Source organism: Streptomyces sp. NPDC059695, from assembly GCF_042733785.1.
In the GTDB taxonomy this organism is placed as follows: domain Bacteria; phylum Actinomycetota; class Actinomycetes; order Streptomycetales; family Streptomycetaceae; genus Streptomyces.
This window is the reverse complement of record NZ_JBHWFF010000008.1, coordinates 153228-175147: the sequence shown is the minus strand read 5'-3', so window position 1 is coordinate 175147 and position 21920 is coordinate 153228. Positions and strand designations below refer to the sequence as shown.

Genomic DNA, 21920 nt, shown 5'->3' with positions numbered 1-21920 from the left:
CCCACACCTTGGGTGTGGGGCCAAACCCCCGTTTTTTAAAAACCCCCCCCCCACCCCTCATCCCGCGCGCCCCCCCCCCCCCCCGGCGCCCCCCCTTCGGCGTTCTCCCGTTCCCGCACGGACGAGAAGGCCCCGGTGCGCGCTTCGCTCGGGGCGCGCACCGGGGCCTTTTCGTGGGGACGGGGCCTGGGACGGGGGGAACGGCATCGGGGGGACAAGCCGCTCCCCCCGACGAGAACCGGTCCGGCAAGTCCTGCGCCGCGGTCAGGGGGGAAGCTCGCGGCGCGGACCCCGCAGTGCGGGCCGGTTCCTTCGAGCCCCTCGGATTCCTGCCAGATCCTCCGGGCTCGACATCCATACTGCGCGCCCCTCACCCTTCCGGGGGGCGGCGAAAGGCCCCGATCGCAGGGCCCTTGGTCCATAAAGCCTCGGTTAGAGTGGCGCGGTCGTACGGCGGGGGAACAGGGGAGGGCTGGGCAGATGGCGCAGGCGAAGAAGATCGCGCTGTACGCGGTCGTGGTCTTTGTGCTGTACACGATCGTCACCTCCCCGGCCCGGGCGGCCGATCTGGTCCAGGTAGGGTTCGAGGGCATTTCCAGCGCCGCCCAGGGAGTCGGCCAGTTCATGACCGAACTCGTCAACTAGGAGCTCTCCGTGATCCGCCATCTGGTCCTCTTCAAGCTCAACGACGGCGTCTCGCGCGACGAGCCGCGCGTGGTCGCCGGCGTCGAGGCGTTCCGCGCCCTCGGCGACCAGATCCCGGAGCTGCGGTTCTGGGAGTGCGACTGGAACATCACGGACCGCCCGATCGCGTACGACTTCGCCATCAACTCGGCCGTGGAGGACACGGACGCGCTCCAGCGCTACCTGGAGCACCCCGCGCACCAGGCGGGCGTCGCGCAGTGGCGCGAGTTCGCGACCTGGGTGATCGCGGACTACGCCTTCTAGTCCTCTCTTCACTCCCAGGCCCCCTGCCGTCGCGGCGGGGGGCCTTTTCCGTGCGTGACCTCCCCTTTTTCCGCCAACATGCCCTCAACACGTCACTATGCGGTGCTTGCACACAGTGGACATGTTTTGTGATGCTATGACCGCTTTTGATGGATGAGTTGACCGTAGTTGACCCAGTCGACCAGCAAGACCAGCCAAAGGGGTGGCGTGAACGTGCCGGCCAGTACAGCACCTCAGGTCCCGCCCCAGCACGAGGCGGGCGGCGGGCCGGAGACCCCGCGCCCCCGCCCCCAGAGCACCCGCGGCGCCGACACCCGCGCCCTCACCCAGGTGCTCTTCGGACAGCTCAAGAACCTGGAACCGGGCAGCGCCGAGCACCACCGGGTGCGCGGGGCCCTCATCGAGGCCAACCTGCCGCTCGTGCGGTACGCGGCGGCCCGCTTCCGCTCCCGGAACGAGCCGATGGAGGACGTCGTCCAGGTCGGCACCATCGGCCTGATCAACGCCATCGACCGCTTCGACCCCGACCGGGGCGTGCAGTTCCCCACCTTCGCGATGCCGACCGTCGTCGGCGAGATCAAGCGGTACTTCCGCGACAACGTCCGCACCGTGCACGTGCCCCGCCGGCTGCACGAGCTGTGGGTGCAGGTGAACGGCGCCACCGAGGACCTGACGACCGCCCACGGCCGGTCCCCCACGACCGCCGAGATCGCCGAGCGGCTGCGCATCGGCGAGGACGAGGTGCTCGCCTGCATCGAGGCCGGCCGCTCGTACCACGCCACCTCCCTGGAGGCCGCGCAGGAGGGCGACGGGCTGCCCGGACTGCTCGACCGGCTCGGCTACGAGGACCCGGCCCTGGCCGGGGTCGAGCACCGCGACCTCGTCCGCCACCTGCTCGTCCAGCTGCCCGAGCGCGAGCAGCGGATCCTGATGCTGCGCTACTACAGCAACTTGACCCAGTCTCAGATCAGCCAGGAGCTCGGGGTCTCCCAGATGCACGTGTCAAGGCTCCTCGCCCGCAGCTTCGCCCGCTTGAGATCCGCAAACAGGATCGAGGCGTAACCGGAACGGGTAGACCGGTTCGGAGCAGTTCTCCGGCATCCCAAATGCCGTACACCCCTTGTTTCCTGCGGAAATGTCAGCTGTCCGTGTCGACAAGTCACTACAGCGTGTTGCCGACATGTGACATTCTGCTGGAACCGAGTTTGCCGCAGCCCCGCCGCCGGTATTCAGGTGGAAGCTGCGTTCCTCAGATGGTCGCGGCCACCGCGACCGTCCGCGACCTCAAGGGGGTGGCATGTCCACAGAACTGGGCAGCTCGAAGGTGCTCACGCTCACGCCCGTTCCCGTGCCGGCGCAGACGACGGCGCCGACCGCGACCGACAGCGCGGAGGTCACGCCGCCGCCGCTGCCGGTCACGCCGGGCGCCCTCGACACCCGCACCCTCTCCCGCTCCCTCTTCCTGCGGCTGCGCGCCCTGGACACCGAGGGCGCCGCGGCCGACAGCCCGGAGCGGACCTACGTCCGCGACACCCTCATCGAGCTCAACCTCCCGCTCGTGCGGTACGCGGCGGCCCGCTTCCGCTCGCGGAACGAGCCGATGGAGGACATCGTCCAGGTCGGCACCATCGGCCTGATCAAGGCGATCGACCGCTTCGACTGCGAACGGGGCGTGGAGTTCCCGACGTTCGCGATGCCGACCGTCGTCGGCGAGATCAAGCGCTTCTTCCGCGACACCTCGTGGTCGGTGCGCGTCCCACGCCGGCTCCAGGAGCTGCGGCTCGCCCTCACCAAGGCCAGCGACGAGCTCGCGCAGAAGCTCGACCGCTCCCCCACCGTGCCCGAACTCGCCGCCGTGCTGGGGGTGTCGGAGGAGGACGTCGTCGACGGCCTCGCCGTCGGCAACGCGTACACCGCCTCCTCGCTCGACTCCCCCTCGCCCGAGGACGACGGCGGCGAGGGCTCGCTCGCGGACCGCCTCGGCTACGAGGACACCGCGCTCGAAGGCGTCGAGTACCGCGAGTCGCTCAAGCCGCTGCTCGCCAAACTGCCGCCCAGGGAGCGGCAGATCATCATGCTCCGCTTCTTCGCCAACATGACGCAGTCGCAGATCGGCGAGGAGGTCGGCATCTCCCAGATGCACGTCTCGCGGCTCCTGACCCGCACCCTCGCCCAGCTGCGCGAGGGCCTCATCTCCGACTGACTTCCGCAAAACCCGGTCTGGCTGACGGTCCGTCAGTCAGACTGGAACGCATGAGGCGAAGGAAGCCGGGAGCAGGACTCGTGGCGGTGGCGCTCTGCCTCGGCGGGGCGCTGACCGCGTGCGGCGGTGGAGACGGCGAGGGGTACGCGGCGGTCGGCGCCGGCCCGTCCCCGAAGGGCGCGGTCGCCCCTTCGGGCGTGGTCACCCTGGTCCCCCTGGAGAGCCCCTCGGCGAGCGGGACGACGTCCAGCACGTCGTCCCCGTCACCCGCGGCCCCGGGAGCGTCCGGGACGTCCTCCACGGGCCCGGACGGCGCCCCTCCGGGCCATTCCGGGACCTCCGGGGGCCCGGGGAGCTCCGGCACGCCCGGATCCTCTCGTACGGACGCGAGCCCGGGGACGGGGCCGGAGACGGGCACGGCCGGCGGTTCCGGCTCCGGTCCGGGTCCGGGATCCGCCCCGACCACCGCGCCCGGCAGCGGCACCGGCACCCCGCCCCGTACCCCCTCCGCCACGCCCCGGCCCTCCGCGCCCGGCACGCCCTCACCCGTCCCGACCACCCCTCCCGGGCCCGCCGTGCTCACCGTCTCCGCGCCCGGCCTGGCCGACGGCGACCGGCGCTGGTGCCAGCGGGTGACCGTGACCTTCCGCAACACCGGTGGTTCCGCCGTCACTTCGGGCACGGCCGGCTTCTCGACGCACATCATCGGACTGCTCGGCACCGACTGGGCGACCGTCGACTCGCGTCAGCCGCTGCCCGCACCGATCGCCCCCGGGACCGCCCGGGCCCACACGTACACGGTGTGCGTGGACTCCTGGCGGGTGCCGCTCGGCATGCGGATCGACACCCGCGAGGTCACCGCCGCATGGAGCTGACGAGGACCTCCGCGAACTCCACCGGATGCTCCACGCAGCCCACGTGGCCGCCGGGGAACTCGGCGGTCCCCGCGCCGGTCAGCTCCGCGATCCGCCGGGACGGTCCGACGAGCGCCTCCTGACCCGCCGACTCCCGCCCGACGCCGAGCACCAGCTTCCCGGCGGCGGCGCGCAGTCCCTCCAGGTCCGGGGCGGAGGAGGAGAACGGGCACAGGACGTGCTCCAGGAAGACCGGCATGTTGGCGGCCATGCGCGAGGCCATCGGCCGGATCGAGGCGGGCAGTTCACCGTGCCGCCGCTCCGGGTCGGGCTCCGGCTTCCGGCCGTCCGGCGTCTCGGCGAACCGGGCCATCGCGGCCGCGAGACCCCGCGTGCGGTGCAGCTCGCGCACCTCGGCGAAGTGGTCGCGGTACGGGGCGGGGTCGGCGAGCAGCTCCACCAGGGGCGGCTCGTGGGCGACGAGCCGGCGCACCCGGTCCGGGTGGGCGGCGAGCAGGGCGAGGGCGACGATGGCGCCGGAACTGCTGCCGAAGACGTACGCGGGCTCGTCCGGCGAGACCGCGTCCAGGACGGCGAGGGCGTCCTCGCGCCACTCGGTCACCCGCTGGTCGCCGAGGGGCCCGTCGAGCGGGCTGCGCGAGAGGCCGCGCTGGTCGTACGAGACCACCGTGTGACCGGCGTCCGCGAGCGCTCCGGCCATCCCCTCGAACAGTCCGGCGTCCCCCGCGCCGCCGGGGATCAGGAGCAGGACGGGGCCGGTGCCGCGCGACTCGTACCGCAGGGTGGCCCCGGCGACCTTGAGTGTTCCGGCGTTCGGCGTTCCGGCGTTGGGCGTTCCGGCTTTCGGCGTTCCGGCGTTCGGCGTTCCGGCTTTCGGCGTTCCGGCGTTCATGACGTGGTCCCCCAGTTCTCCAGGACGTGGTGGAGCGCGTCGAGCGAGCGCGCCCAGGACGCGGCGACGGGGCGGGAGTGCGCGAACCCGCCGCCCAGTTCGAGGTGGATGTAGCCGTGGAAGGTGCTGCGGAGCAGGCGCCCGGCGTCGGTGAGGTCGGGCTCCGCCAGGCCGTAGCCGTGGAGCATGCCGTGGGTCAGCTCGACGGCCCGCACGAGGACGGCGGTGTCGGCGACCTCGGCGGGCTCGATCCGCTGCTGCGTCGCCGCGTACCGCCCGGGGTGGGCGAGGGCGTAGTCGCGGTAGGCGTCGGCGAAGGCGACCAGCGCCTCCCGGCCGGAGCGGCCGGCGACGGCGGTGCCGATGGCGTCGTTCATCTCGCCCGAGGCCAGGAGCGCGAGCCGCACCCGCAGGTCCCGCAGGTTCCTGATGTGCGAGTAGAGGCTCGCGTCCTTGACGCCGAAGCGGCGTGCCAGGGCCGAGACGGTGACCCGGTCGAGGCCGCTCTCGTCCGCCATCTCGGCGGCGGCCCGCACGAGCCCGTCGACGGTGATTCCCGCGCGCACCACGGACACCGCCCCCTTTCCTAGGATCCCTAGGAAGAAAGCTAGCATCCCTAGGTAAGCTCAGGAAGCGAGAAAGCGCACCCCCGTCAGGCGCTCCGACTCCTCCCACAGCCTGCGACCCGTCCCGGGGTCGTCCGCGGCCGCGGAGAGGCGCACGCGGGTGGGGTGGCCGCGCAGTTCGCCCATGCCGTCCGGGCCGATGAACTCGCCGCCCACGACGGACGGATCCGTCGCCGCGTACAGCTGGGGCAGCGCGCCCCGCTCCGGCCGCTGGGCGAGCAGGGGATTGCCGACGCGCCCGAAGAACAGCTTCGCCAGACCGGAGGTGTCCTTCATCTGGAGGCTGGTCGCGGTGTAGCCGGGATGGGCGAGCACGCTGCGGACCGGGCCGGCCGTCGCGGACAGCCGGCGGTGCAGCTCCTTGCCGAAGACGGCGTTGGCGAACTTGGACTGGTTGTAGAACGCCATGGGCGCGTAGCCGCGCTCGCCGCTCAGGTCGTCGAAGCGGAGGGCGCCCTGCCGGTGGTTGATCGAGCTGACCGTGACCACCCGGGGATCGGTCCCGGCGGCCAGCAGGTCGAGCAGCAGGCCGGTGAGCGCGAAGTGGCCGAGGTGGTTGGCGGCGAACTGGACCTCGTGCCCCTGCGGGCTGAGCGTGCGCGGCGGCGCCATCACGCCCGCGTTGTTGACGAGCACGTCCAGGCGGGGGTGCTCGTCGCGGACGCGGTCGGCGAAGGCGCGCACCGAGTCGAGGTCGGCGAGGTCGATCCGCCGGACGGAGAGGAGGCGCGCGTCGGCGTCGAGCGACTCGACGGCGCGTCGGCCCTTCTCCTCGTCCCGCACGGCGAGGATCACGTGCCCGCCCCGGCGGGCGAGCTCGCGGGTGGTGGCGAGGCCGAGACCGCTGTTGGCCCCGGTGACGACGAAGACCCGCCCGGTCTGGTCCGGGATCCGGTCGGCGGTCCAGCGCTGCTTGTCAGTCATGCGGCACACGTTGCCTCTTCTGTCACCGAGTGTCAAGCATGCACCCTGGTGCCATGGAAGGCACCGCGTTACCATCGGGGCCGTGACCACCCTCGCCCAGCGCAAACGCCAGCTCGTCTCGACCGAGCTCACCGAGGCGGCGCTCCAGCTGCTCGCCCTCCGGGGCTTCGACGCGGTGACCGTCGACGAGATCGCGACCACCGCGGGGGTCTCCAAGCGGACCTTCTTCCGGTACTTCGCGTCGAAGGAGGACGTGGTCGTCCAGTTCCTGGCCGGCATGGGGGCCGACATGCGCGCGGGGCTCGCCGCCCGGCCCGTCGGGGAGCGCCCCTCCGAGGCGCTCCTGCGCACCGTCTCCGTACCGCTGACCACCTGCGGCGACCACGCCGACCGCGCCCTGCCCGTGGTGCGGCTGATCCTGCGGACGCCCGCGCTGCTCGCCCGCCTCCTGGAGCACCAGGCGCGGTGGCGCGAGGAGCTTACGGAGGAACTGGCGGACCGGCTCGGGCGCGATCCCGGGACCGACCTCTTCCCGCGGCTCGCGGCGGGCATGGCGCTGGCCGCCTTCGACGCCGTACTGCACCGGTGGAGCGAGGGCGAGGGCGCCGAGGATCCCGGCGCGCTGATCGCGGAGGCCTTCGCGCTGCTCGCGCCCGCGCTGGACGCGACGACGGCCGGATAGGAGAAGAGGGACGGTAAAAAAGAAGGGGCCGGTCCGCTGAGTGCGGACCGGCCCCTTCCCGGGGTTCGGAGGTTCAGCCCAGCGCCAGCCAGGCGACGGCCGCCAGGACGACGATCACCGCGACGACGCCGACGATCAGGCCGACCCGCGGGCCGCCCGACTGGACGGCGGCCTGCGGCTGCCGCTGCTGCGGGGTGCCCTCGTCGACGAAGGCGCGGAACATCTGCGTGCTGCCGGCGGGGTCGTAACCCTCGGGGCCCTGAGGGGGCTGGCCCTGGCCGTACGGTGCTTGGGGGTTGTGTGCCATGGGCCAGGACCCTAGCGAAGTCGGGGTGGCGGGCCCAAGCCCCGGCACCACTGATCGGCCTTTACCGATTCTTTAGCGCCGTTTGACCGATTTAGTTTGCCTGAAGCAACCATCCATCTCTATGGTTGCTCTAAGCAACAAGATGGACGGGGGGTGCCCGATGGCGACACGGAACAGGTACGAGGACCTCGCCCGCTCGGTGAGCGCGATCGGCGCCGTGAAGCGCGGGCTCGCCCGCGTCCTGCCCGTCGACTGCCAGGGCGGCTCGGCGGCCGTGCTCGCCCTGGTCAAGCACCACGGCGACATGCGGATGAGCCGTCTCGCCGAGCTGATGGCCGTCGACATGTCCGTGTGCAGCCGCCATGTGGCCCACACGGTGGAACGCGGCTGGATCGAGCGCCTGCCCGACCCGGACGACAGGCGCTCCCGCATCCTGCGACTCACGGAACCGGGCCACGCGAAGCTCGGCGAACTCGACGGCCGTGTGACCGAGGCCTTCTCCCGTCACCTCTCGGAGTGGTCCGACGACGACGTCGAACTCCTCACCCACCTGCTCGCCCGCCTCCGCGACTCCTTCGGGGACTGCCGGGCCCAGGCCCACCACGCTTGAGAAAAAAGGAAGTTCATGGCTACGACCACGCCCGACACCGGTGCGCGGGACGGCGTCACCGGTACCGGCGGTGGCGGCGAGACCGCCCCGATGACGCACCGGCAGATCATGGAGGCGCTGTCCGGGCTGCTGCTCGGCATGTTCGTCGCCATCCTGTCCTCGACGATCGTCTCCAACGCCCTCCCCCAGATCATCACCGACCTGGGCGGCGGCCAGTCCGCCTACACCTGGGTCGTGACCGCCGCGCTCCTGGCGATGACCGCGACCACCCCGCTCTGGGGCAAGCTCGCGGACCTCTTCTCCAAGAAGCTGCTCGTCCAGATAGCCCTGATCATCTACGTCACGGGCTCGATCGTCGCCGGTCTCTCGCAGAGCACCGGCATGCTCATCGCCTGCCGTGTCGTCCAGGGCATCGGCGTCGGCGGTCTGACCGCCCTCTCCCAGATCATCCTGGCCGCCATGATCGCCCCGCGTGAGCGCGGCCGCTACAGCGGCTACCTCGGCGCGACCTTCGCCGTCGCCACCGTCGGCGGCCCGCTGCTCGGCGGCGTCATCACCGACACCGACTGGCTCGGCTGGCGCTGGTGCTTCTACGTCGGCGTGCCCTTCGCGATCATCGCGCTGATCGTCCTGCAGAAGACCCTGAACCTCCCCGTCGTGAAGCGTCAGGTCAAGGTCGACTGGGCGGGTGCCCTCTTCATCAGCGCCGCCGTCTCCCTGCTCCTCATCTGGGTCACCTTCGCCGGCGACAAGTACGACTGGATGTCCTGGCAGACGGCCGTCATGGTCCTCGGCGCGATCGCCCTCGGCGGCGTCTTCGTGCTCGTCGAGTCGAAGGCGAGCGAGCCGATCATCCCGCTCCGCCTCTTCCGCAACCGGACGATCACCCTCGCCTCGCTGGCCTCGCTCGCCGTGGGCGTCGCGATGTTCGCCGGCACGGTCTTCTTCAGCCAGTACTTCCAGCTGGCCCGGAACGAGTCGCCGACCATGTCCGGCGTCCTCACCATCCCGATGATCGGCGGCCTGTTCGTCTCCTCCACCGTCTCCGGCCTGATCATCACCAAGACCGGCCGCTGGAAGGCCTGGCTGGTCAGCGGTGGCGCCCTGGCGGCCGGCGGCCTCGGCCTGCTCGGCACGATCCGCTACGACACGGCGTACTGGCACATCGCGATCTTCATGGCGGTCCTCGGCCTCGGCCTCGGCATGATGATGCAGAACCTGGTGCTCTGCACCCAGAACCAGGTGGCCCCCGCCGACCTCGGCGCCGCCTCCTCCACCGTCACCTTCTTCCGCTCCCTGGGCGGTGCGATCGGTGTCTCGGCGCTCGGCGCGGTCATGGCCCACCGGGTCACGGACTACGTCAAGGAGGGCCTGACCGAGCTCGGTCCGAAGGCCGCGGGCGCCCTGGGCCAGGGCGGCTCGGGCGGCGGCATCCCCGACATGGACAAGCTGCCGGCCCCGATCCGCACGGTCATGGAGGACGCGTACGGCCACGGCGTCGCCGACGTCTTCCTCTACTCGGCACCGTTCGCGCTGCTCGCCTTCGTGGTGACCCTCTTCATCAAGGAAGTCGCCCTGAAGAGCAACACGGAGAAGGCGGAAGCCAAGTAGAAGAGCTCCCGGCCGCGCTTCGAGCGGAGGCACGGCCGGGTCGAGTACGGAGCGGCGGGCAGGGGACGGCCCGCCGCTCCGTCGTTTCTCCGTACAGGCCCCGCCGCTCCGTCGTCTCTCCGTGCAGGCCCCGCCGCACCGTCACGCCTCCGTCGCGGCCGGCGAGCCGTGGCTCCTGCTCTCAGGTGCCCTCGGCCTCGCGCGCGACCATGACCTCGATGCCCGCGATCAGGACGTCCAGGGCGTACCCGAAGTCGCGGTCCCAGATGACGCTGAGGCTGTCGTGCGAGGTCCGCTCGTCGAGGATCTCCTTCAGCCCCTCCACCTGCTCGGTCAGGTCCGGGTCGTCGCGGAAGGCGTTCACCGAGTCCACGTAGAACTCGTCCTGCGACATGCCCGCCTCCGCCGCGCGCCGGCCGAACTGGGACTCGATCGTCCCGTAGCCGTACACGAACTGGAACACCGCCGACATCGCGCTCGGCCGCCGGTCCAGCGAGAGGCCGGTCTCGGCGACCGTGTCGTGGATCTTCTGGCTGACGGCGATCGCGTGCGGGCCGATGTTCAGGTACTGGCCGGCGCTCGGCGACATCCAGGAGTGGCGGACCAGCATCCGCCGGTAGTCCAGGGCGAGCAGCCGGATCCGGTCCCGCCAGTCCCCGGCGGCGTCGACCGCCGCGAGGTCGATCTCCCCGTAGACGCTGTCCATGGCGTACTCGAGGATGTCGTCCTTGGTGTCCACGTACCAGTACAGGGACATCGCCGTGACGTTCAGCTCGGTCGCGAGCTTGCGCATCGACAGCCCGGCCAGGCCCTCCTCGTCGAGCATCCGGATGGACGCGGTGACGATCCGGTCCCGGTCGAGCCCGGCCGGGCCGCCACCGCTGCGGGCGGCCCTCTTCTCCAGCCAGACGCTGGAACGCGCCGGGTTCTTGGCCCGATCGGCTGCCTTGACCATCGCGTTCCTCCGTCTGTCAGCGGTCCGTGACCATGCTAGGCAGCGACCGCCTGCTCGGGCGCCACGGCCTTCTCCGCGCGTTCGGCGCGCCTGAGCAGCGCGGCCGCGAGCAGTCCGCCGGCGAAGACGGCGATCGCGCCGACCAGCTGGCTGGTCTGGAGCCCGGAGGCGAAGGCGTCCGAGATCTGACGCCGTTCGGCCTCGCCGCCCGCGGCGGCGAGCGCGGCCGGGAGCGAGGTGGCGGTCACGGCGACGAGCGCGGCGAAGCGGGCGTTGAGCACGGCGCCGAGGACGGCGACGCCCAGGCCGTTGCCGAACTCGGCCAGGGTGCCGTTGATGCCGGCGCCCACGCCCGCCTTCTCCGGCGGGATCGCGCTCATGACCGCGTTGGCCATGGCCGGGGAGGAGACCGCGATGCCGACGCCCATCAGGACCAGGCCGAGCAGCATGCCCCAGTAGCTGCCGTCCGTGCCGCCGCCGAGCAGCGAGATCGAGGTGAGACCGGCCGCGACCAGCGTCATGCCGAGGACGACGGTGGGCGGAGTGCCGAGCTTCATGACGATCCTCGGACCGACGCCGGTCAGGTTGAGGCCGACGATCGTCAGGGCGAGCGGCGCCATCCGGAGACCGGCTTCGAGCGGCTCGTACCCGAGGACGAACTGCAGGTGCTGGGTGAGCAGGAAGAGCGAGCCGCCCATGCCGAAAACGACCAGGATCGAGCCGCCGATGGCGCCGATGAACTTCTGGTTCCGGAAGAAGTGCATGTCCAGCATCGGGTACGGGGTGCGGAGCTCCCACAGCGCGAAGGCTCCCAGGCCGGCGACACCGATCGCGGCCGGGACGAGCACCTGCGCGGAGAGCCAGCCGTGCTCGGGACCGCTGATGATCGCGTACACGACGGCGGTCATGCCGATGGTGGAGAGCAGCGCGCCGAGCAGGTCGGGGCGCTCGCCCTGCGGGTTCTTGGACTCCGGGACGAGCTTGAGGACGGCGACGAGCGCGACGACCGCCACCGGAATGTTGATCAGGAAGATCATTCCCCACCAGAAGTGGTTGAGGATGACGCCGCCGATCAGCGGGCCGCCGGCGAAGCCGAGCGAGGCGACCGTGGACCAGAGCGCGATGGCCTTCACCCGCTCGGAGTCGTCGAAGATCTGCATGACGACGGCGAGGGTCGTCGTCATCAGGAGCGCGCCGCCGACGCCCATGCCCGCGCGGGCGGCGATCAGCTGCCCGGTGGAGCCGGCGAGACCGGCGGCGAGCGAGCCGAGGCCGAAGAGCGCGAGGCCGGCGGCGAGGAGCTTCTTGCGGCCGTAGCGGTCGGCGGCGTTCCCGGCGGTGAGCAGCAGGCCGGACTGGACGAGCGAGTACGCGTTGATCATCCACTGGATGTCGGTGGTGGAGGCGTGGAGCTCCGAGGTCAGCGAGGGGATGGCGACGCTGAGCACGGTGTTGTCGAGCAGCACGGTGAGCTGGGCGAGACAGATGACGCCGAGGATCAGCCAGCGCTGCGGATGGCCGCCGGTAGCTGTCATGACAGGAGACTCCTATACGGTGTACGAGACCAAGGCTCGTACACCGTACAAGAGCTCTCGTACGCTGTATAGCGATTACTGGGGGCGGGTCAGGTCGTAGAAGGTGGCGCCGTCGACCGTGACCTTCTCGAAGGTCTCCGACACCCACGTGGAGATCTCGGAGTCGCCGCCGGGACCGCCGAAGCCGCCACGGCCGCCCTCGCCCTCACCGGCGGCTCCGCCGCCCTCGCCGCCGCCGATGAAGTAGTGGATCCTCCCCTCGGCGACGTACTGCTTGAACTGGTCGAGCGTCGGGGACGGGTCGCTGCCGTTGAAGCCGCCGATCGCCATGACCGGCTTCTCCGTGGCGAGTTGGTAGCTGGCGGCGTTCTGCGCGCCGACCGTGGCCGCGACCCAGGTGTACGTGTCGGCGTCGGCGAGCAGGGCGGCCTTCGCCTTCGCACCGACACTGGCGCCGTTGAGCAGGCCGCCCATCCCGCCGCCGGTGCCGGGGCGCCGGTTGCCACCGGGGCCGAAGCCCTCCAGGGCGGCACCGCCGGGCGGGGTGCCGGCGGGCATCCCGCCGCCCTGGCCGCCGGGCATCTGCCCGCCCTGACCCCCGGGCATCTGGCCTCCGCCGGGCATCTGCCCGCCCGGACCGCCCGGCATCTGGCCCCCGCCCGGCATCCCGCCGCCCCGCATCGTCCCGCCCTCGAAGAGCCGGCCGCCGCCCGGGCCGCGACCGCCCATCGCGCCGCCCGCCGGACCCGCCGTCACGATCGAACCCTGATGCCCGGCGTCCACCGTCGCCAGGGTGTACGCGAAGGGCCCCGCGAGCCCCGCCGTCAGGCCGAGTCCCGCCGCCGCGAGCCCGAACCGCCGGTCGACCCGGCCCGCGAGGAGCAGCCCCGACGCGGCCGCCGCACCCGCCACCAGAACCGCCCAGCGCAGCCACGGCAGCCAGTCCGGCGTACGGCCGAGCAGCGTCCAGGCCCACCAGACCGTCACCGCCACCGTCCCCGCGAGCACCGCCGAGGCCGCCCAGCGCGTGCGCTCCTCCCACAGCACCGCCGCACCCATGCCGACGAGAGCCGCGAGGTACGGGGCCAGCGCCACCGTGTAGTACTCGTGGAAGATGCCGGCCATGAAGCTGAACACGGCGAGCGTCATCAGGAGCGCGCCGCCCCACACCAGGAACGCGGCGCGCGCGGTGTCCGTCCGGGGCGCCCGCCGGGTGACGACGAGCCCCGCGACGAGCAGGACCAGCGCGGCCGGCAGCAGCCAGGAGATCTGACCGCCCACCGAGTCGTTGAACATCCGGACGACGCCGGTCTCGCCCCAGCGGCCCCCGCCCGTGCCACCGCCGGGACCGCCACCGCCGCCGACGCTGCCGGTCTCGTCGCCGTTGATGCGGCCGAGGCCGTTGTAGCCGAAGGTCAGCTCCAGGAAGCTGTTGTTCTGCGAGCCTCCGACGTACGGACGGAAGGCCGCCGGCCACAGCTCGACCAGGGCCACCCACCAGCCCGCCGAGACGAGCATCGCGAGCCCGCCGAGGCCCAGCCGGCCGAGCCGCCGCGCGAACCCGCCGGGCGCGCACACCAGGTACACCAGCGCGAGCGGCGGCAGGATCAGGAAGGCCTGGAGCGTCTTCGCGAGGAACGCGACACCGAACGCCACGCCCGCCCCCACCAGCCACCTCGCGGCGCCCCGCTCCTGCTCCAGCGCCCGCAGCACGCAGTACACCGCGACCGTCATCAGCAGCGCGAGGAGCGCGTCCGGGTTGTTGAAGCGGAACATCAGCGCGGCGACCGGCGTCAGCGCGAGGACCGCGCCCGCGATCAGGCCCGCGCCCGCGCCGAACCGCCGGCGCACGGCCGCGTAGAGCACGGCCACGGTGCCCACGCCCATGAGCACCTCGGGCACGAGGATCTGCCAGGAGCCGAGCCCGAAGAGCCGGACGGACAGCGCCATCGGCCACAGCGCGGCCGGCGGCTTGTCGACGGTGATGGCGTTGGCCGCGTCGAGCGAGCCGAAGAAGAAGGCCTTCCAGCTCTCGCCGCCGGCCTGCACGGCGGCGGAGTAGAAGGAGTTGGCGTATCCGGAGGCGCTCAGGTTCCACAGGTAGAGCAGCGCGGTGGCGGCGAGCAGGCCGAGGAAGGCGGGACGGACCCAGGGGGCGTCCTCGGCGCGACCGCGCCACAGCCGGGCGAGCCGGCCCGGGTGGGGCGCCGCGGGGACGGCGGGGGAGAGGGTGGTCATCGTTCGTCCCTTGCGGAGGTCTGCGGGGAGGACAGGACGGGGGCGGGCTGCGGGGAGGTTGTCGCCTGCGGGCAGGTGGGCTGCGAGGAAATGGCCTGCGAGGAGGGGCCCTGCGAGGAGGCGGCCTGAGGGCAGGCGGCCTGGGGGGCCTGGCGCTCGGGGAACACCCAGAGGCGGAAGAGCAGGAAGCGCAGGACGGTCGCTGCGAGGTTGGCGACGATCAGGACGGCGAGCTCGGTGGAGTGCGCGGGATCACCGGTCGCCGCGCCGAGGGCGGCGAGCGAACCGCTGGTCAGGGCCAGGCCGATGGCGAAGACCACGAGCCCCTGCGCCTGGTGGCGGACGGCCCGGTCCCGGCCCCGCACGCCGAAGGTGAGGCGCCGGTTGGCCGCCGTGTTGGCGACGGCGGACACGAGGAGCGCGGCGGCGTTGGCGGGCTGCGGGCCCACGCCGAGACGGAAGGCCGAGTAGAGCGCGAGGTAGAAGAGCGTGGACAGCGCCCCGACCACGCAGAAGCCGACGAGCTGGCGGGCCAGTCCGCCCGGCACGCCGTTCAGCTCGCGGTCCCGGGGGTCGTCGCCGAAGGGCCGGGCGAGCCGGTCGAGCGGCAGCGAACCGGTCGCGAGGGCCCGCCCCACCCGCCACACGCCCTTCAGGTCGTCCGTCGCCGTCCTCACGATGTGGACGGTCGAGTCGGGGTCGTCGACCCAGTCGACCGGCACCTCGTGGATGCGCAGCCCGGCCCGCTCGGCGAGGACCAGCATCTCGGTGTCGAAGAACCAGCCGGTGTCCTCGACCATCGGGAGCAGCCGCTCGGCGACCTCGCGCCGTATGGCCTTGAAGCCGCACTGCGCGTCGGAGAACCGCGCGGCGAGCGAGGAGCGCAGGATCAGGTTGTAGGCGCGCGAGATGAACTCCCGCTTCGGCCCGCGCACCACCCGCGAGGAGCGGGCGAGCCGGGAGCCGATCGCCAGGTCCGAGTGACCGGAGATGAGGGGTGCGACCAGCGGGAGCAGCGCGTTGAGGTCGGTGGACAGGTCCACGTCCATGTAGGCGAGGACGGGCGCGTCCGAGGCGGACCACACCGTCCGCAGCGCCCGGCCGCGGCCCTTCTGCTCCAGACGTACGGAGCGCACCTCGGCCACCTCGGCCGCGAGGGCGGCGGCGACGGCGGGCGTCGTGTCGGTGGAGGCGTTGTCGGCGACGGTGATGCGGAAGCCGTAGGGGAAGGTCCGGAGGAGGTGCTCGTGGAGCCGGCGGACGCACGGCTCCAGGTCCTTCTCCTCGTTGTAGACGGGGATCACCACGTCCAGGACGGGCCGTCCGGCGACGTTCACCGGCAGGTGCTCCCGGGCGGGAAGGGCTTCCCCGAGGGTTTGGGTTCGCATGACGGGGACCCTTCCGGGCCCCGCTGTCACGGCTGTGTGATGAGCCTGTGCGCCGCCTGTGAGTGCGGTGCGGCGGGCAGCCGGGCGGTGAAGACGGTCCGTCCGGGGGCGCTTTCGACCGTCACGTCCCCGCCGTGGGCGAGGACGACCGCACGGACGATGGCGAGTCCGAGGCCGGTGGATCCGGCGTGCCGGGAGCGCGAGGCGTCGCCGCGCGCGAAGCGTTCGAAGACGGCGGGGAGCAGCTCGGGCGGGATGCCGGGGCCGTCGTCCTCGACGTCCACGCACACCGTCGTGCCCTCGGTGCGGACGCGTGCGGTGGCCTTGGTGCCGGGCGGGGTGTGGGTACGGGCGTTGGCGAGGAGGTTGACGAGGACCTGCTGGAGCCGGGCGCCGTCGACCCGTACGAGGGCCTCCTGCTCGGGCAGTTCGAGCCGCCAGTGGTGGTCGGGGCCCGCGGCGCGGGCGTCGCCGACGGCGTCCACGACGAGGGGGACGAGGTCGGTGGTCTCGTACGACAGGGGCCGGCCGGCGTCGAGCCGGGCGAGCAGCAGGAGGTCCTCGACGAGGCCCGTCATCCGGGTCGCCTCGGACTCGATCCGGCCGAGGGCGTGCCGGGTGTCGGGACCGCACTCCTCGCGGCCGCGCCGGGTGAGCTCCGCGTATCCCCGGATCGAGGCGAGCGGGGTGCGCAGCTCGTGGCTGGCGTCCGCGACGAACTGCCGGACCCGCGTCTCGCTCTGCTGGCGGGCGTCGAGGGCGGAATGGACGTGGTCGAGCATCCGGTTGAGGGCGGCGCCGACCTGGCCGACCTCGGTGCGCGGGTCGGCCTCGGCCTCCGGGACGCGCTGATGGAGCGCCACCTCCCCGCTGTGCAGGGGGAGACGGGCGACCTGGCGGGCGGTGATGGCGACGCGGCGCAGCGGGCGGAGGGCGATCCGGACGAGCACGGTCCCGGCGAGCGAGGCCGCGACGAGTCCGGCGGCGGTGACGCTCAGTTCGACGAGGACGAGGGTGGAGAGGGCGTCCTCGACCTCGGTGAGGGGGAGGCCTATGAGGAACGCGCCGTTGGCCCCGGTGGCGTACGCGACCCGGTACGCGCCGAGCCCGCCGGGCAGATCGACGGTGTGCGGCCGGTCGTCACGGGGGACGGCGGCGAGCGCGGCCAGCTGGGCCGCATCCAGGTCCTTGATCCGGAACTTCGTGCCGTACACGCCGTTGTCCTCGGCCTCCGCCTGGGTTCCGGCGGAGGAGACGCCCTCGGCCGTGAGGACGGCCCCGAGCGTGCCGTGCGGTGTCCCCGGCCCGATGACGAAGCCGAGCGGATCCCGGCCCCGCGCCTCCTCGGGGACGGGCACGGGCAGGGCGACCGGCGGCCCGGCGGCCCGGTGCGCGACGGCCCGTACCTGTTCGTCGGCCTGGTCGTACAGGTACGAGCGGAACGCGATCGTCGTCACCGTGCCGATCACGGTCGCGACGACCGCGATCAGCGCGACCGCCGAGACGACGAGCCGTGTCCGCAGCGACCACGGCCGCCCCCGTCGCAGACGCACGGGACCTACTCCCCCGGCTTGATCAGGTAACCCGCGCCGCGCCGGGTGTGGATCATCGGCGAGCGGCCGGCGTCGATCTTCCGGCGCAGGTAGGAGATGTAGAGCTCGACGACGTTGGCCTGGCCGCCGAAGTCGTACGACCAGACCCGGTCGAGGATCTGCGCCTTGCTGAGCACCCGGCGGGGATTGCGCATGAGGTACCGCAGCAGCTCGAACTCCGTCGCGGTGAGGTGGATGGAGTCGCCGCCCCGGGTGACCTCGTGGCTGTCCTCGTCCAGGGTCAGGTCCCCCACGGCGAGCAGGGACTCGCTGCGCGTCTGCGCGGCCCCCGACCTGCGGATGAGGCCGCGGAGCCGGGCCACGACCTCCTCCAGGCTGAAGGGCTTGGTGACGTAGTCGTCCCCGCCGGCGGTGAGCCCGGCGATGCGGTCCTCGACGGCGTCCCGCGCGGTCAGGAACAGCACGGGGACGTCGGGCAGCTCGCGGCGGATCGAGCCGAGCAGGCTCAGTCCGTCGACGTCCGGGAGCATGATGTCGAGGATGACGGCGTCGGGCCGGAACTCGCGCGCGGAGCGGAGGGCGGCGGCCCCGTCCCCGGCGCTGCGGACCTGCCATCCCTCGTAGCGCAGGGCCATGGAGAGCAGCTCGGAGAGCGAGGCCTCGTCGTCGACGACGAGGACCCGGACGGCGGTTCCGTCGGCGCGGAGCATGTCGGCGTGGGTGCCGGTGCGGCGTGTGGTGACGGTCATGGCATCACGGTGTCCGCCGCCACTGAGAGGTCCCTTTCCCTTTCCTGTGAATTCCCTGAGAAAGGGACGCGCGGGCCGCTCAGGGTTTCACGTGAAACAACGCGGCCCCGTTCTCGTACAGGACGCGCCGGAGCCAGTCGTCCCCGAGCCCGAGCCGTTCGAGGGCGTGGAGCTGGTGGCCGTACGGGTACGGGATGTTCGGGAAGTCCGAGCCGAGCAGGATCCGGTCGCCGAGGTCGACGAGCCGCTCCCGCTCGGTCCCGGGAAACGGCGCGAGCCGCTCGCTGAAGTCCGTGAAGGCCATGGTCGTGTCGAGGTGGACACCCTCGTACCGCTGGGCCAGGTCGAGGAAGTCGCCGTACTCCGGCATCCCCATGTGCGCGACGATCACGCGCAGCCGGGGGTACCGGGCGAGCAGCCGCCCCATGGGCCCGGGGCCGGTGAACCTGCCCGGGCTCGGACCGGAGCCGCAGTGCACGACGACGGGCGTGCCGCTGTCCTCCAGGGCGCCCCAGGAGCCGTCGAGCTCGGGGAGGTTCGGGTCGAAGTCGCCGACCTGGAGGTGCACCTTGAAGACCCGGGCGCCGGCGTCGAGCGCCTGGTGGACGTACGCGTCGGCGCCCGGCTCGGGGAAGAGCGTCGCCGTGTGCAGACAGTCCGGGGTGCGGGCCGCGAAGTCGGCGGCCCAGGAGTTCAGCCAGGCGGCCATGCCGGGCTTGTGCGGGTAGAGCATCGCGGTGAAGGCGAGCACCCCGAAGCCGCGCAGGAGGGCGACCCGGCGCTCCTCCTCCTCGCGGTAGGTGATGGGCCAGGCGACGCCGGTGAGGGGGCCGACGGCGTCGAAGTACGCCCAGACCTTGTCGAGGACGTTCTGCGGCATGAAGTGCGTGTGCACGTCGACGAGTCCGGGCAGGCCGAGGCGCGCCACCAGCGCATCGGCGTCGAGCTGCGGAGGCGGCCCGATGCCGTCGAGCCGCTCCGGCAGCGCATCGCCGTCCGGCCGATCCGGCAGCGCATCGCCGTCGGGCCGCGCCCGCGCCCCGTCGTGGTCACTCGCGCTCATAGCCGTAGCTCCGCTCGACCTTGCCGATGTGGACGCTGTAGCTGTCGTACCAGTGCTTCCGGCCGTGCGCCTTGGCCGCCTGGTGCTCGGTGTGGAGGCGCCAGGCGTCCAGGGCCTCCAGGTCGCGGAAGTAGGCGACGGTGATGCCGATGCCACCGGGAGTGCGGGCCGACTCGTAGCCGAGGAAGCCGGGGACGTCCCGGACGAGCTCGTGCATCCGGGTCGCCGTCTCGGCGTAGCCCTCGGGGGCGTCGGGACGGACGGAGGTGAACACGGCGGTGTAGTAGGGCGGTTCGATGCCCGCCACCAGCTTCGGGGTCATGTGATCACCCTCGCCGGGGCGGTGGCGGGATGTCCACGGCGGCCGGGGAAAGGGATCCAAGACTTTACGAAGTGATCAGAAGAGCCCTTCCTGGGCGCCGAGGGCCGCCCCGGCCACCGCCGTCACCGGCACCGAGAGGCCGTCCTCGTCCCCCGCGGCCTCCAGGATCCAGCCGCCCATGAGCCGGGTGTCCAGCGCGAGACAGCGCCCGTCGGGGGCGAGGAGGTGCAGGTCGGGACCGGCGGCGGCGAGCAGCCGCCCGGTCACGACGCCGCCGCCGACGAGCTCGGTGACGGTGCCGTCGAGGCGGGGCAGCCCGTCGAGGTGGAACGCCGCCGCGTGGTCCCGCGCGGCGAACTCCACCGGCTCCAGGGTCTCCGTCCAGCCGCCGACCGCCCGCGCCCGCCGGTACAGCGCCTCGACCTCACGGGCTCGTTCCGGGGCAGGCGGCAGGGCGTGCCGGGCGGCCCGTTTCCGCTCGTACGCCACCCGGTCGGGCACGCCGAGGGCCTGCCGCAGCACCTCCTCGGTGCGCCGGGCGGCCATCAGCGGACCCCGGCCGAGCCAGCTGAACGCGACGGCGCCCTGCTCCAGGAGCCGGGCCTCGCCGCGGGCCTCGGCGGTGATCCCGACCTTGGTCATCCCGGGCCCGAACCAGGCCAGGTACACACGGTAGGGCTGCGGGTCGTCGGCGATCGTGTCGGCCGCGACGGAGTGGGCCCGGTCGAGCCGCGCGCACTCCGGGCACCGCCCGCCGGTGGCACGGCCGGGCACGACGGCCTCTGTCGGACAGGGGTTCCCGCGGGCACCGGGGCACCGCCGGACCCCGACCGCACGGAAGGCGAGCCGCTGCCCGTACGTGAGCGCGCTGACCTTCCCGCCCCGCCACCGCAGCCCGGGCACCCCGCCGGCCCAGCCGATCCCCCGGCACCACCACTCCACGCGCGCACCCCTCCAGCCCGTCTCTTTCGGATCTTGCCGGGCTCGATCCGAAAGAAACGGCCTAGCCTGCTCCGGTGTCCAGTCTCCGCCACATCCGCTTCCAGTCCCCGGCCAGGAGCCCTCGGGGCCACCACCCGGGCGTCTTCGGCCTGGCGAACGCGCTGGCCCGCGAGGGCCGGCTCTCCGCCGACGAGTACGCGGTCTGGCGCGCCTCGAACGACTGGTACGACGCGCACTTCCCGAACCCGACGACGGTGGACCCGACGGTCTACGACCCCGCGGTGAACCCGGGGGCCGCCGCCTGGTTCCGCCCCACCGCGACCGAGGCGCTGGCCAGGGTCGCCCCGTACCTGCGCATCCTGCGGGACCACGGCGTGCCCTGCGTACGGCTGGAGTCCGCGGACCCGGGGCGGATCGTGTACGCCGACGCCCACCAGGTGGTGGCGGTGGCGCGGGCCCGTCGGGACGGCTGGGGTCAGGGCAGCACGTAGATGCGGGTCCCGTCCGGCGCCGGGCTGCCCACCTCGCGCATGCAGCCCCGTTCGAGCAGGAGGCGGACGCAGTCCCGGACGCGCTCGCCGGAGAGGCCGGTGCGGCGGGTGACGTCCTGCGGCCGGTAGCGCACCCCGCCCCGTACGAGCCCGGGCGCCAGGAACGAGGCCACCGTCCGCACGTCCCCGGTGATGGCCCAGGACTCCACGAGCTCCTGCGGGGTGAGCGCGACGGCGGCTCCGGTGCGCTGACGCGGCACGGCGAGACGCTCCAGGGAGTCGGCGACCCTGGAGAGGTTCTGCCGGGTCTCGCGGAGCAGCTCCGCGTACTCGACGTGCTCGGCGTACGGGGCGGCCCGCTCGTCGAAGCTCCCCTCCAGCCGGACGAGCACGTCGACGAGCCCCGGCGGCAGCAGGAACCCGGAGTGCACCGGCGAGGGTTCGAGCCCGTATCCGCCGTACCGCTGGACCGCCGCCACGACCCCCGCCGTCCATGCCCGGAACGGCCCGGCCTCCGGTCTGCGGCACGCCCCGACGAGCTGGACGAGCCCCTCCAGGCTCACCATCCGGGTCGACGCCCGGATCCCGGAGGACCGGCCGGGGAGGCCCTCGCCCCCGCCGAGGTCCCGCGCGGCCGCCAGGCACTCCTCGGGCAGGGTGACGGTCCGCAGCGCCTCCCGCGTCCCCGTGTACCCCAGCCGTTTCGCCACGTCCACCACCGGGAACCAGTGGGACCCGTCCGGGGCGGTCAGCCGCCGCAGGCGCGCTCCGGTGGCGGCGTGCACCAGGTCATCGATGTCGATCGCGTCCATCGATCATCACCTCCGCCTCGCAAGCTAGGCCGAGGGCATATTCAACTGACATGCAAATCAGACAGGTTCACCCAAAAGGGGAGGGTTCTCGGTGATTCCACCGAGAACCAGACCCAACCCCCGGCTACATTGGGCCCGACAGGCTGAGGAAACGCACCAACGAGTAAATATAGACACCCCGGGGGGAGGGAAAC

The 21920-nt window shown here is 72.6% G+C and carries 23 protein-coding genes; 9 read left to right on the top strand and 14 right to left on the bottom strand.

Features of this window, described 5'->3' with window-relative positions; all coding sequences use genetic code 11:
- The first annotated feature begins 480 nt into the window (after nt 1-480).
- The 5 genes from ACFV2S_RS12895 (at nt 481) to ACFV2S_RS12875 (ending at nt 4026) form a co-directional block, all read left to right on the top strand.
- On the top strand, nt 481-645 hold the full coding sequence (locus ACFV2S_RS12895) for a hypothetical protein (RefSeq protein WP_352017991.1): 165 nt from the start codon (nt 481-483) through the stop codon (nt 643-645).
- A 9-nt stretch (nt 646-654) separates the two neighbouring features.
- A complete protein-coding gene (locus tag ACFV2S_RS12890; protein ID WP_385557127.1) occupies nt 655-948 on the top strand; it encodes a Dabb family protein in 294 nt (97 codons plus the stop codon).
- Between the two features lie 213 nt (nt 949-1161).
- Nucleotides 1162-2010: an RNA polymerase sigma factor SigF gene (locus ACFV2S_RS12885; RefSeq protein WP_383800147.1), complete on the top strand. Its 849-nt coding sequence runs from the start codon at nt 1162-1164 to the stop codon at nt 2008-2010.
- Nucleotides 2011-2245: 235 nt separating this feature from the next.
- Nucleotides 2246-3151, top strand: coding sequence for an RNA polymerase sigma factor SigF (locus ACFV2S_RS12880; RefSeq protein WP_383800150.1), 906 nt, complete (start codon nt 2246-2248; stop codon nt 3149-3151).
- Nucleotides 3152-3201: 50 nt separating this feature from the next.
- A complete protein-coding gene (locus tag ACFV2S_RS12875; RefSeq protein ID WP_385557123.1) occupies nt 3202-4026 on the top strand; it encodes a hypothetical protein in 825 nt (274 codons plus the stop codon).
- Here ACFV2S_RS12875 and ACFV2S_RS12870 read toward each other — a convergent pair.
- The 3 genes from ACFV2S_RS12870 to ACFV2S_RS12860 are packed head-to-tail and all read right to left on the bottom strand — an operon-like array spanning nt 4007 to nt 6468.
- A complete protein-coding gene (locus ACFV2S_RS12870) occupies nt 4007-4918 on the bottom strand; it encodes an alpha/beta fold hydrolase (RefSeq protein ID WP_385557120.1) in 912 nt (303 codons plus the stop codon). The genes ACFV2S_RS12875 and ACFV2S_RS12870 overlap by 20 nt on opposite strands.
- Complete coding sequence (locus tag ACFV2S_RS12865) at nt 4915-5487, bottom strand: TetR/AcrR family transcriptional regulator (protein WP_385557283.1); 573 nt, start codon at nt 5485-5487, stop codon at nt 4915-4917. Before ACFV2S_RS12865 ends, ACFV2S_RS12870 begins: the two co-directional genes overlap by 4 nt.
- Before the next feature lie 57 nt (nt 5488-5544).
- Nucleotides 5545-6468, bottom strand: a complete 924-nt coding sequence (locus ACFV2S_RS12860) for an oxidoreductase (protein WP_385557117.1) — start codon at nt 6466-6468, stop codon at nt 5545-5547.
- A gap of 82 nt (nt 6469-6550) precedes the next feature.
- On the opposite strand from ACFV2S_RS12860, the gene ACFV2S_RS12855 reads away from it, so the two are divergent.
- Complete coding sequence (locus tag ACFV2S_RS12855; RefSeq protein WP_385557114.1) at nt 6551-7150, top strand: TetR family transcriptional regulator; 600 nt, start codon at nt 6551-6553, stop codon at nt 7148-7150.
- 73 nt (nt 7151-7223) lie between these two features.
- Here the strand turns inward: ACFV2S_RS12855 and ACFV2S_RS12850 are convergent, their stop codons facing one another.
- Nucleotides 7224-7457 (bottom strand): hypothetical protein, encoded by a 234-nt coding sequence (locus ACFV2S_RS12850; RefSeq protein WP_383796906.1) that lies wholly within the window; start codon nt 7455-7457, stop codon nt 7224-7226.
- Nucleotides 7458-7617: 160 nt separating this feature from the next.
- On the opposite strand from ACFV2S_RS12850, the gene ACFV2S_RS12845 reads away from it, so the two are divergent.
- Both ACFV2S_RS12845 and ACFV2S_RS12840 read left to right on the top strand, forming a co-directional pair.
- The gene (locus ACFV2S_RS12845) at nt 7618-8067 is read left to right on the top strand and encodes a MarR family winged helix-turn-helix transcriptional regulator (protein ID WP_385557110.1); all 450 of its coding nucleotides are present in this window, start codon (nt 7618-7620) and stop codon (nt 8065-8067) included.
- Nucleotides 8068-8082: 15 nt separating this feature from the next.
- Entirely contained in the window at nt 8083-9678 is a 1596-nt protein-coding gene (locus ACFV2S_RS12840; RefSeq protein WP_385557107.1) for an MDR family MFS transporter, read from the top strand.
- A 181-nt stretch (nt 9679-9859) separates the two neighbouring features.
- On the opposite strand, the gene ACFV2S_RS12835 is transcribed toward ACFV2S_RS12840, so the two are convergent.
- The 9 genes from ACFV2S_RS12835 to ACFV2S_RS12795 all read right to left on the bottom strand — a co-directional run bounded on the left by ACFV2S_RS12835 (nt 9860) and on the right by ACFV2S_RS12795 (nt 20423).
- The gene (locus ACFV2S_RS12835; protein ID WP_385557104.1) at nt 9860-10633 is read right to left on the bottom strand and encodes a TetR/AcrR family transcriptional regulator; all 774 of its coding nucleotides are present in this window, start codon (nt 10631-10633) and stop codon (nt 9860-9862) included.
- A gap of 35 nt (nt 10634-10668) precedes the next feature.
- Nucleotides 10669-12168, bottom strand: coding sequence for an MFS transporter (locus ACFV2S_RS12830; protein WP_385557101.1), 1500 nt, complete (start codon nt 12166-12168; stop codon nt 10669-10671).
- Nucleotides 12169-12243: 75 nt separating this feature from the next.
- Nucleotides 12244-14406, bottom strand: coding sequence for an ArnT family glycosyltransferase (locus ACFV2S_RS12825; RefSeq protein ID WP_385557098.1), 2163 nt, complete (start codon nt 14404-14406; stop codon nt 12244-12246).
- A complete protein-coding gene (locus ACFV2S_RS12820) occupies nt 14403-15794 on the bottom strand; it encodes a glycosyltransferase (protein WP_385557095.1) in 1392 nt (463 codons plus the stop codon). The genes ACFV2S_RS12825 and ACFV2S_RS12820 overlap by 4 nt, the downstream gene beginning before the upstream one ends.
- Before the next feature lie 26 nt (nt 15795-15820).
- A complete protein-coding gene (locus ACFV2S_RS12815) occupies nt 15821-17347 on the bottom strand; it encodes a sensor histidine kinase (protein WP_385557092.1) in 1527 nt (508 codons plus the stop codon).
- Between the two features lie 5 nt (nt 17348-17352).
- Nucleotides 17353-18096 (bottom strand): response regulator transcription factor, encoded by a 744-nt coding sequence (locus ACFV2S_RS12810; protein ID WP_385557089.1) that lies wholly within the window; start codon nt 18094-18096, stop codon nt 17353-17355.
- Between the two features lie 79 nt (nt 18097-18175).
- Nucleotides 18176-19159, bottom strand: a complete 984-nt coding sequence (locus ACFV2S_RS12805) for an amidohydrolase family protein (protein ID WP_385557086.1) — start codon at nt 19157-19159, stop codon at nt 18176-18178.
- The gene (locus ACFV2S_RS12800; RefSeq protein WP_385557083.1) at nt 19146-19481 is read right to left on the bottom strand and encodes an antibiotic biosynthesis monooxygenase family protein; all 336 of its coding nucleotides are present in this window, start codon (nt 19479-19481) and stop codon (nt 19146-19148) included. The genes ACFV2S_RS12805 and ACFV2S_RS12800 overlap by 14 nt, the downstream gene beginning before the upstream one ends.
- 75 nt (nt 19482-19556) lie before the next feature.
- Nucleotides 19557-20423 (bottom strand): DUF2797 domain-containing protein, encoded by an 867-nt coding sequence (locus ACFV2S_RS12795; RefSeq protein ID WP_385557080.1) that lies wholly within the window; start codon nt 20421-20423, stop codon nt 19557-19559.
- Between the two features lie 74 nt (nt 20424-20497).
- Here ACFV2S_RS12795 and ACFV2S_RS12790 point away from each other — a divergent pair, with 74 nt between their 5' ends.
- Entirely contained in the window at nt 20498-20914 is a 417-nt protein-coding gene (locus ACFV2S_RS12790) for a hypothetical protein (protein ID WP_385557077.1), read from the top strand.
- On the opposite strand, the gene ACFV2S_RS12785 is transcribed toward ACFV2S_RS12790, so the two are convergent.
- A complete protein-coding gene (locus tag ACFV2S_RS12785) occupies nt 20899-21726 on the bottom strand; it encodes a BRO family protein (RefSeq protein ID WP_385557074.1) in 828 nt (275 codons plus the stop codon). The genes ACFV2S_RS12790 and ACFV2S_RS12785 overlap by 16 nt on opposite strands.
- Between the last annotated feature and the right edge of the window lie 194 nt (nt 21727-21920).

Excerpts from the sequence above, each read along its gene's own strand:
- ACFV2S_RS12895 (WP_352017991.1), top strand. The coding sequence starts at position 481 with ATGGCGCAGGCGAAGAAGATCGCGCTGTACGCGGTCGTGGTCTTTGTG.
- ACFV2S_RS12880 (WP_383800150.1), top strand. The coding sequence starts at position 2,246 with ATGTCCACAGAACTGGGCAGCTCGAAGGTGCTCACGCTCACGCCCGTT.
- ACFV2S_RS12875 (WP_385557123.1), top strand. The coding sequence starts at position 3,202 with ATGAGGCGAAGGAAGCCGGGAGCAGGACTCGTGGCGGTGGCGCTCTGC.
- ACFV2S_RS12870 (WP_385557120.1), bottom strand. The coding sequence starts at position 4,918 with ATGAACGCCGGAACGCCGAAAGCCGGAACGCCGAACGCCGGAACGCCG.
- ACFV2S_RS12860 (WP_385557117.1), bottom strand. The coding sequence starts at position 6,468 with ATGACTGACAAGCAGCGCTGGACCGCCGACCGGATCCCGGACCAGACC.
- ACFV2S_RS12850 (WP_383796906.1), bottom strand. The coding sequence starts at position 7,457 with ATGGCACACAACCCCCAAGCACCGTACGGCCAGGGCCAGCCCCCTCAG.
- ACFV2S_RS12845 (WP_385557110.1), top strand. The coding sequence starts at position 7,618 with ATGGCGACACGGAACAGGTACGAGGACCTCGCCCGCTCGGTGAGCGCG.
- ACFV2S_RS12840 (WP_385557107.1), top strand. The coding sequence starts at position 8,083 with ATGGCTACGACCACGCCCGACACCGGTGCGCGGGACGGCGTCACCGGT.
- ACFV2S_RS12835 (WP_385557104.1), bottom strand. The coding sequence starts at position 10,633 with ATGGTCAAGGCAGCCGATCGGGCCAAGAACCCGGCGCGTTCCAGCGTC.
- ACFV2S_RS12830 (WP_385557101.1), bottom strand. The coding sequence starts at position 12,168 with ATGACAGCTACCGGCGGCCATCCGCAGCGCTGGCTGATCCTCGGCGTC.
- ACFV2S_RS12825 (WP_385557098.1), bottom strand. The coding sequence starts at position 14,406 with ATGACCACCCTCTCCCCCGCCGTCCCCGCGGCGCCCCACCCGGGCCGG.
- ACFV2S_RS12820 (WP_385557095.1), bottom strand. The coding sequence starts at position 15,794 with ATGCGAACCCAAACCCTCGGGGAAGCCCTTCCCGCCCGGGAGCACCTG.
- ACFV2S_RS12810 (WP_385557089.1), bottom strand. The coding sequence starts at position 18,096 with ATGACCGTCACCACACGCCGCACCGGCACCCACGCCGACATGCTCCGC.
- ACFV2S_RS12805 (WP_385557086.1), bottom strand. The coding sequence starts at position 19,159 with ATGAGCGCGAGTGACCACGACGGGGCGCGGGCGCGGCCCGACGGCGAT.
- ACFV2S_RS12800 (WP_385557083.1), bottom strand. The coding sequence starts at position 19,481 with ATGACCCCGAAGCTGGTGGCGGGCATCGAACCGCCCTACTACACCGCC.
- ACFV2S_RS12785 (WP_385557074.1), bottom strand. The coding sequence starts at position 21,726 with ATGGACGCGATCGACATCGATGACCTGGTGCACGCCGCCACCGGAGCG.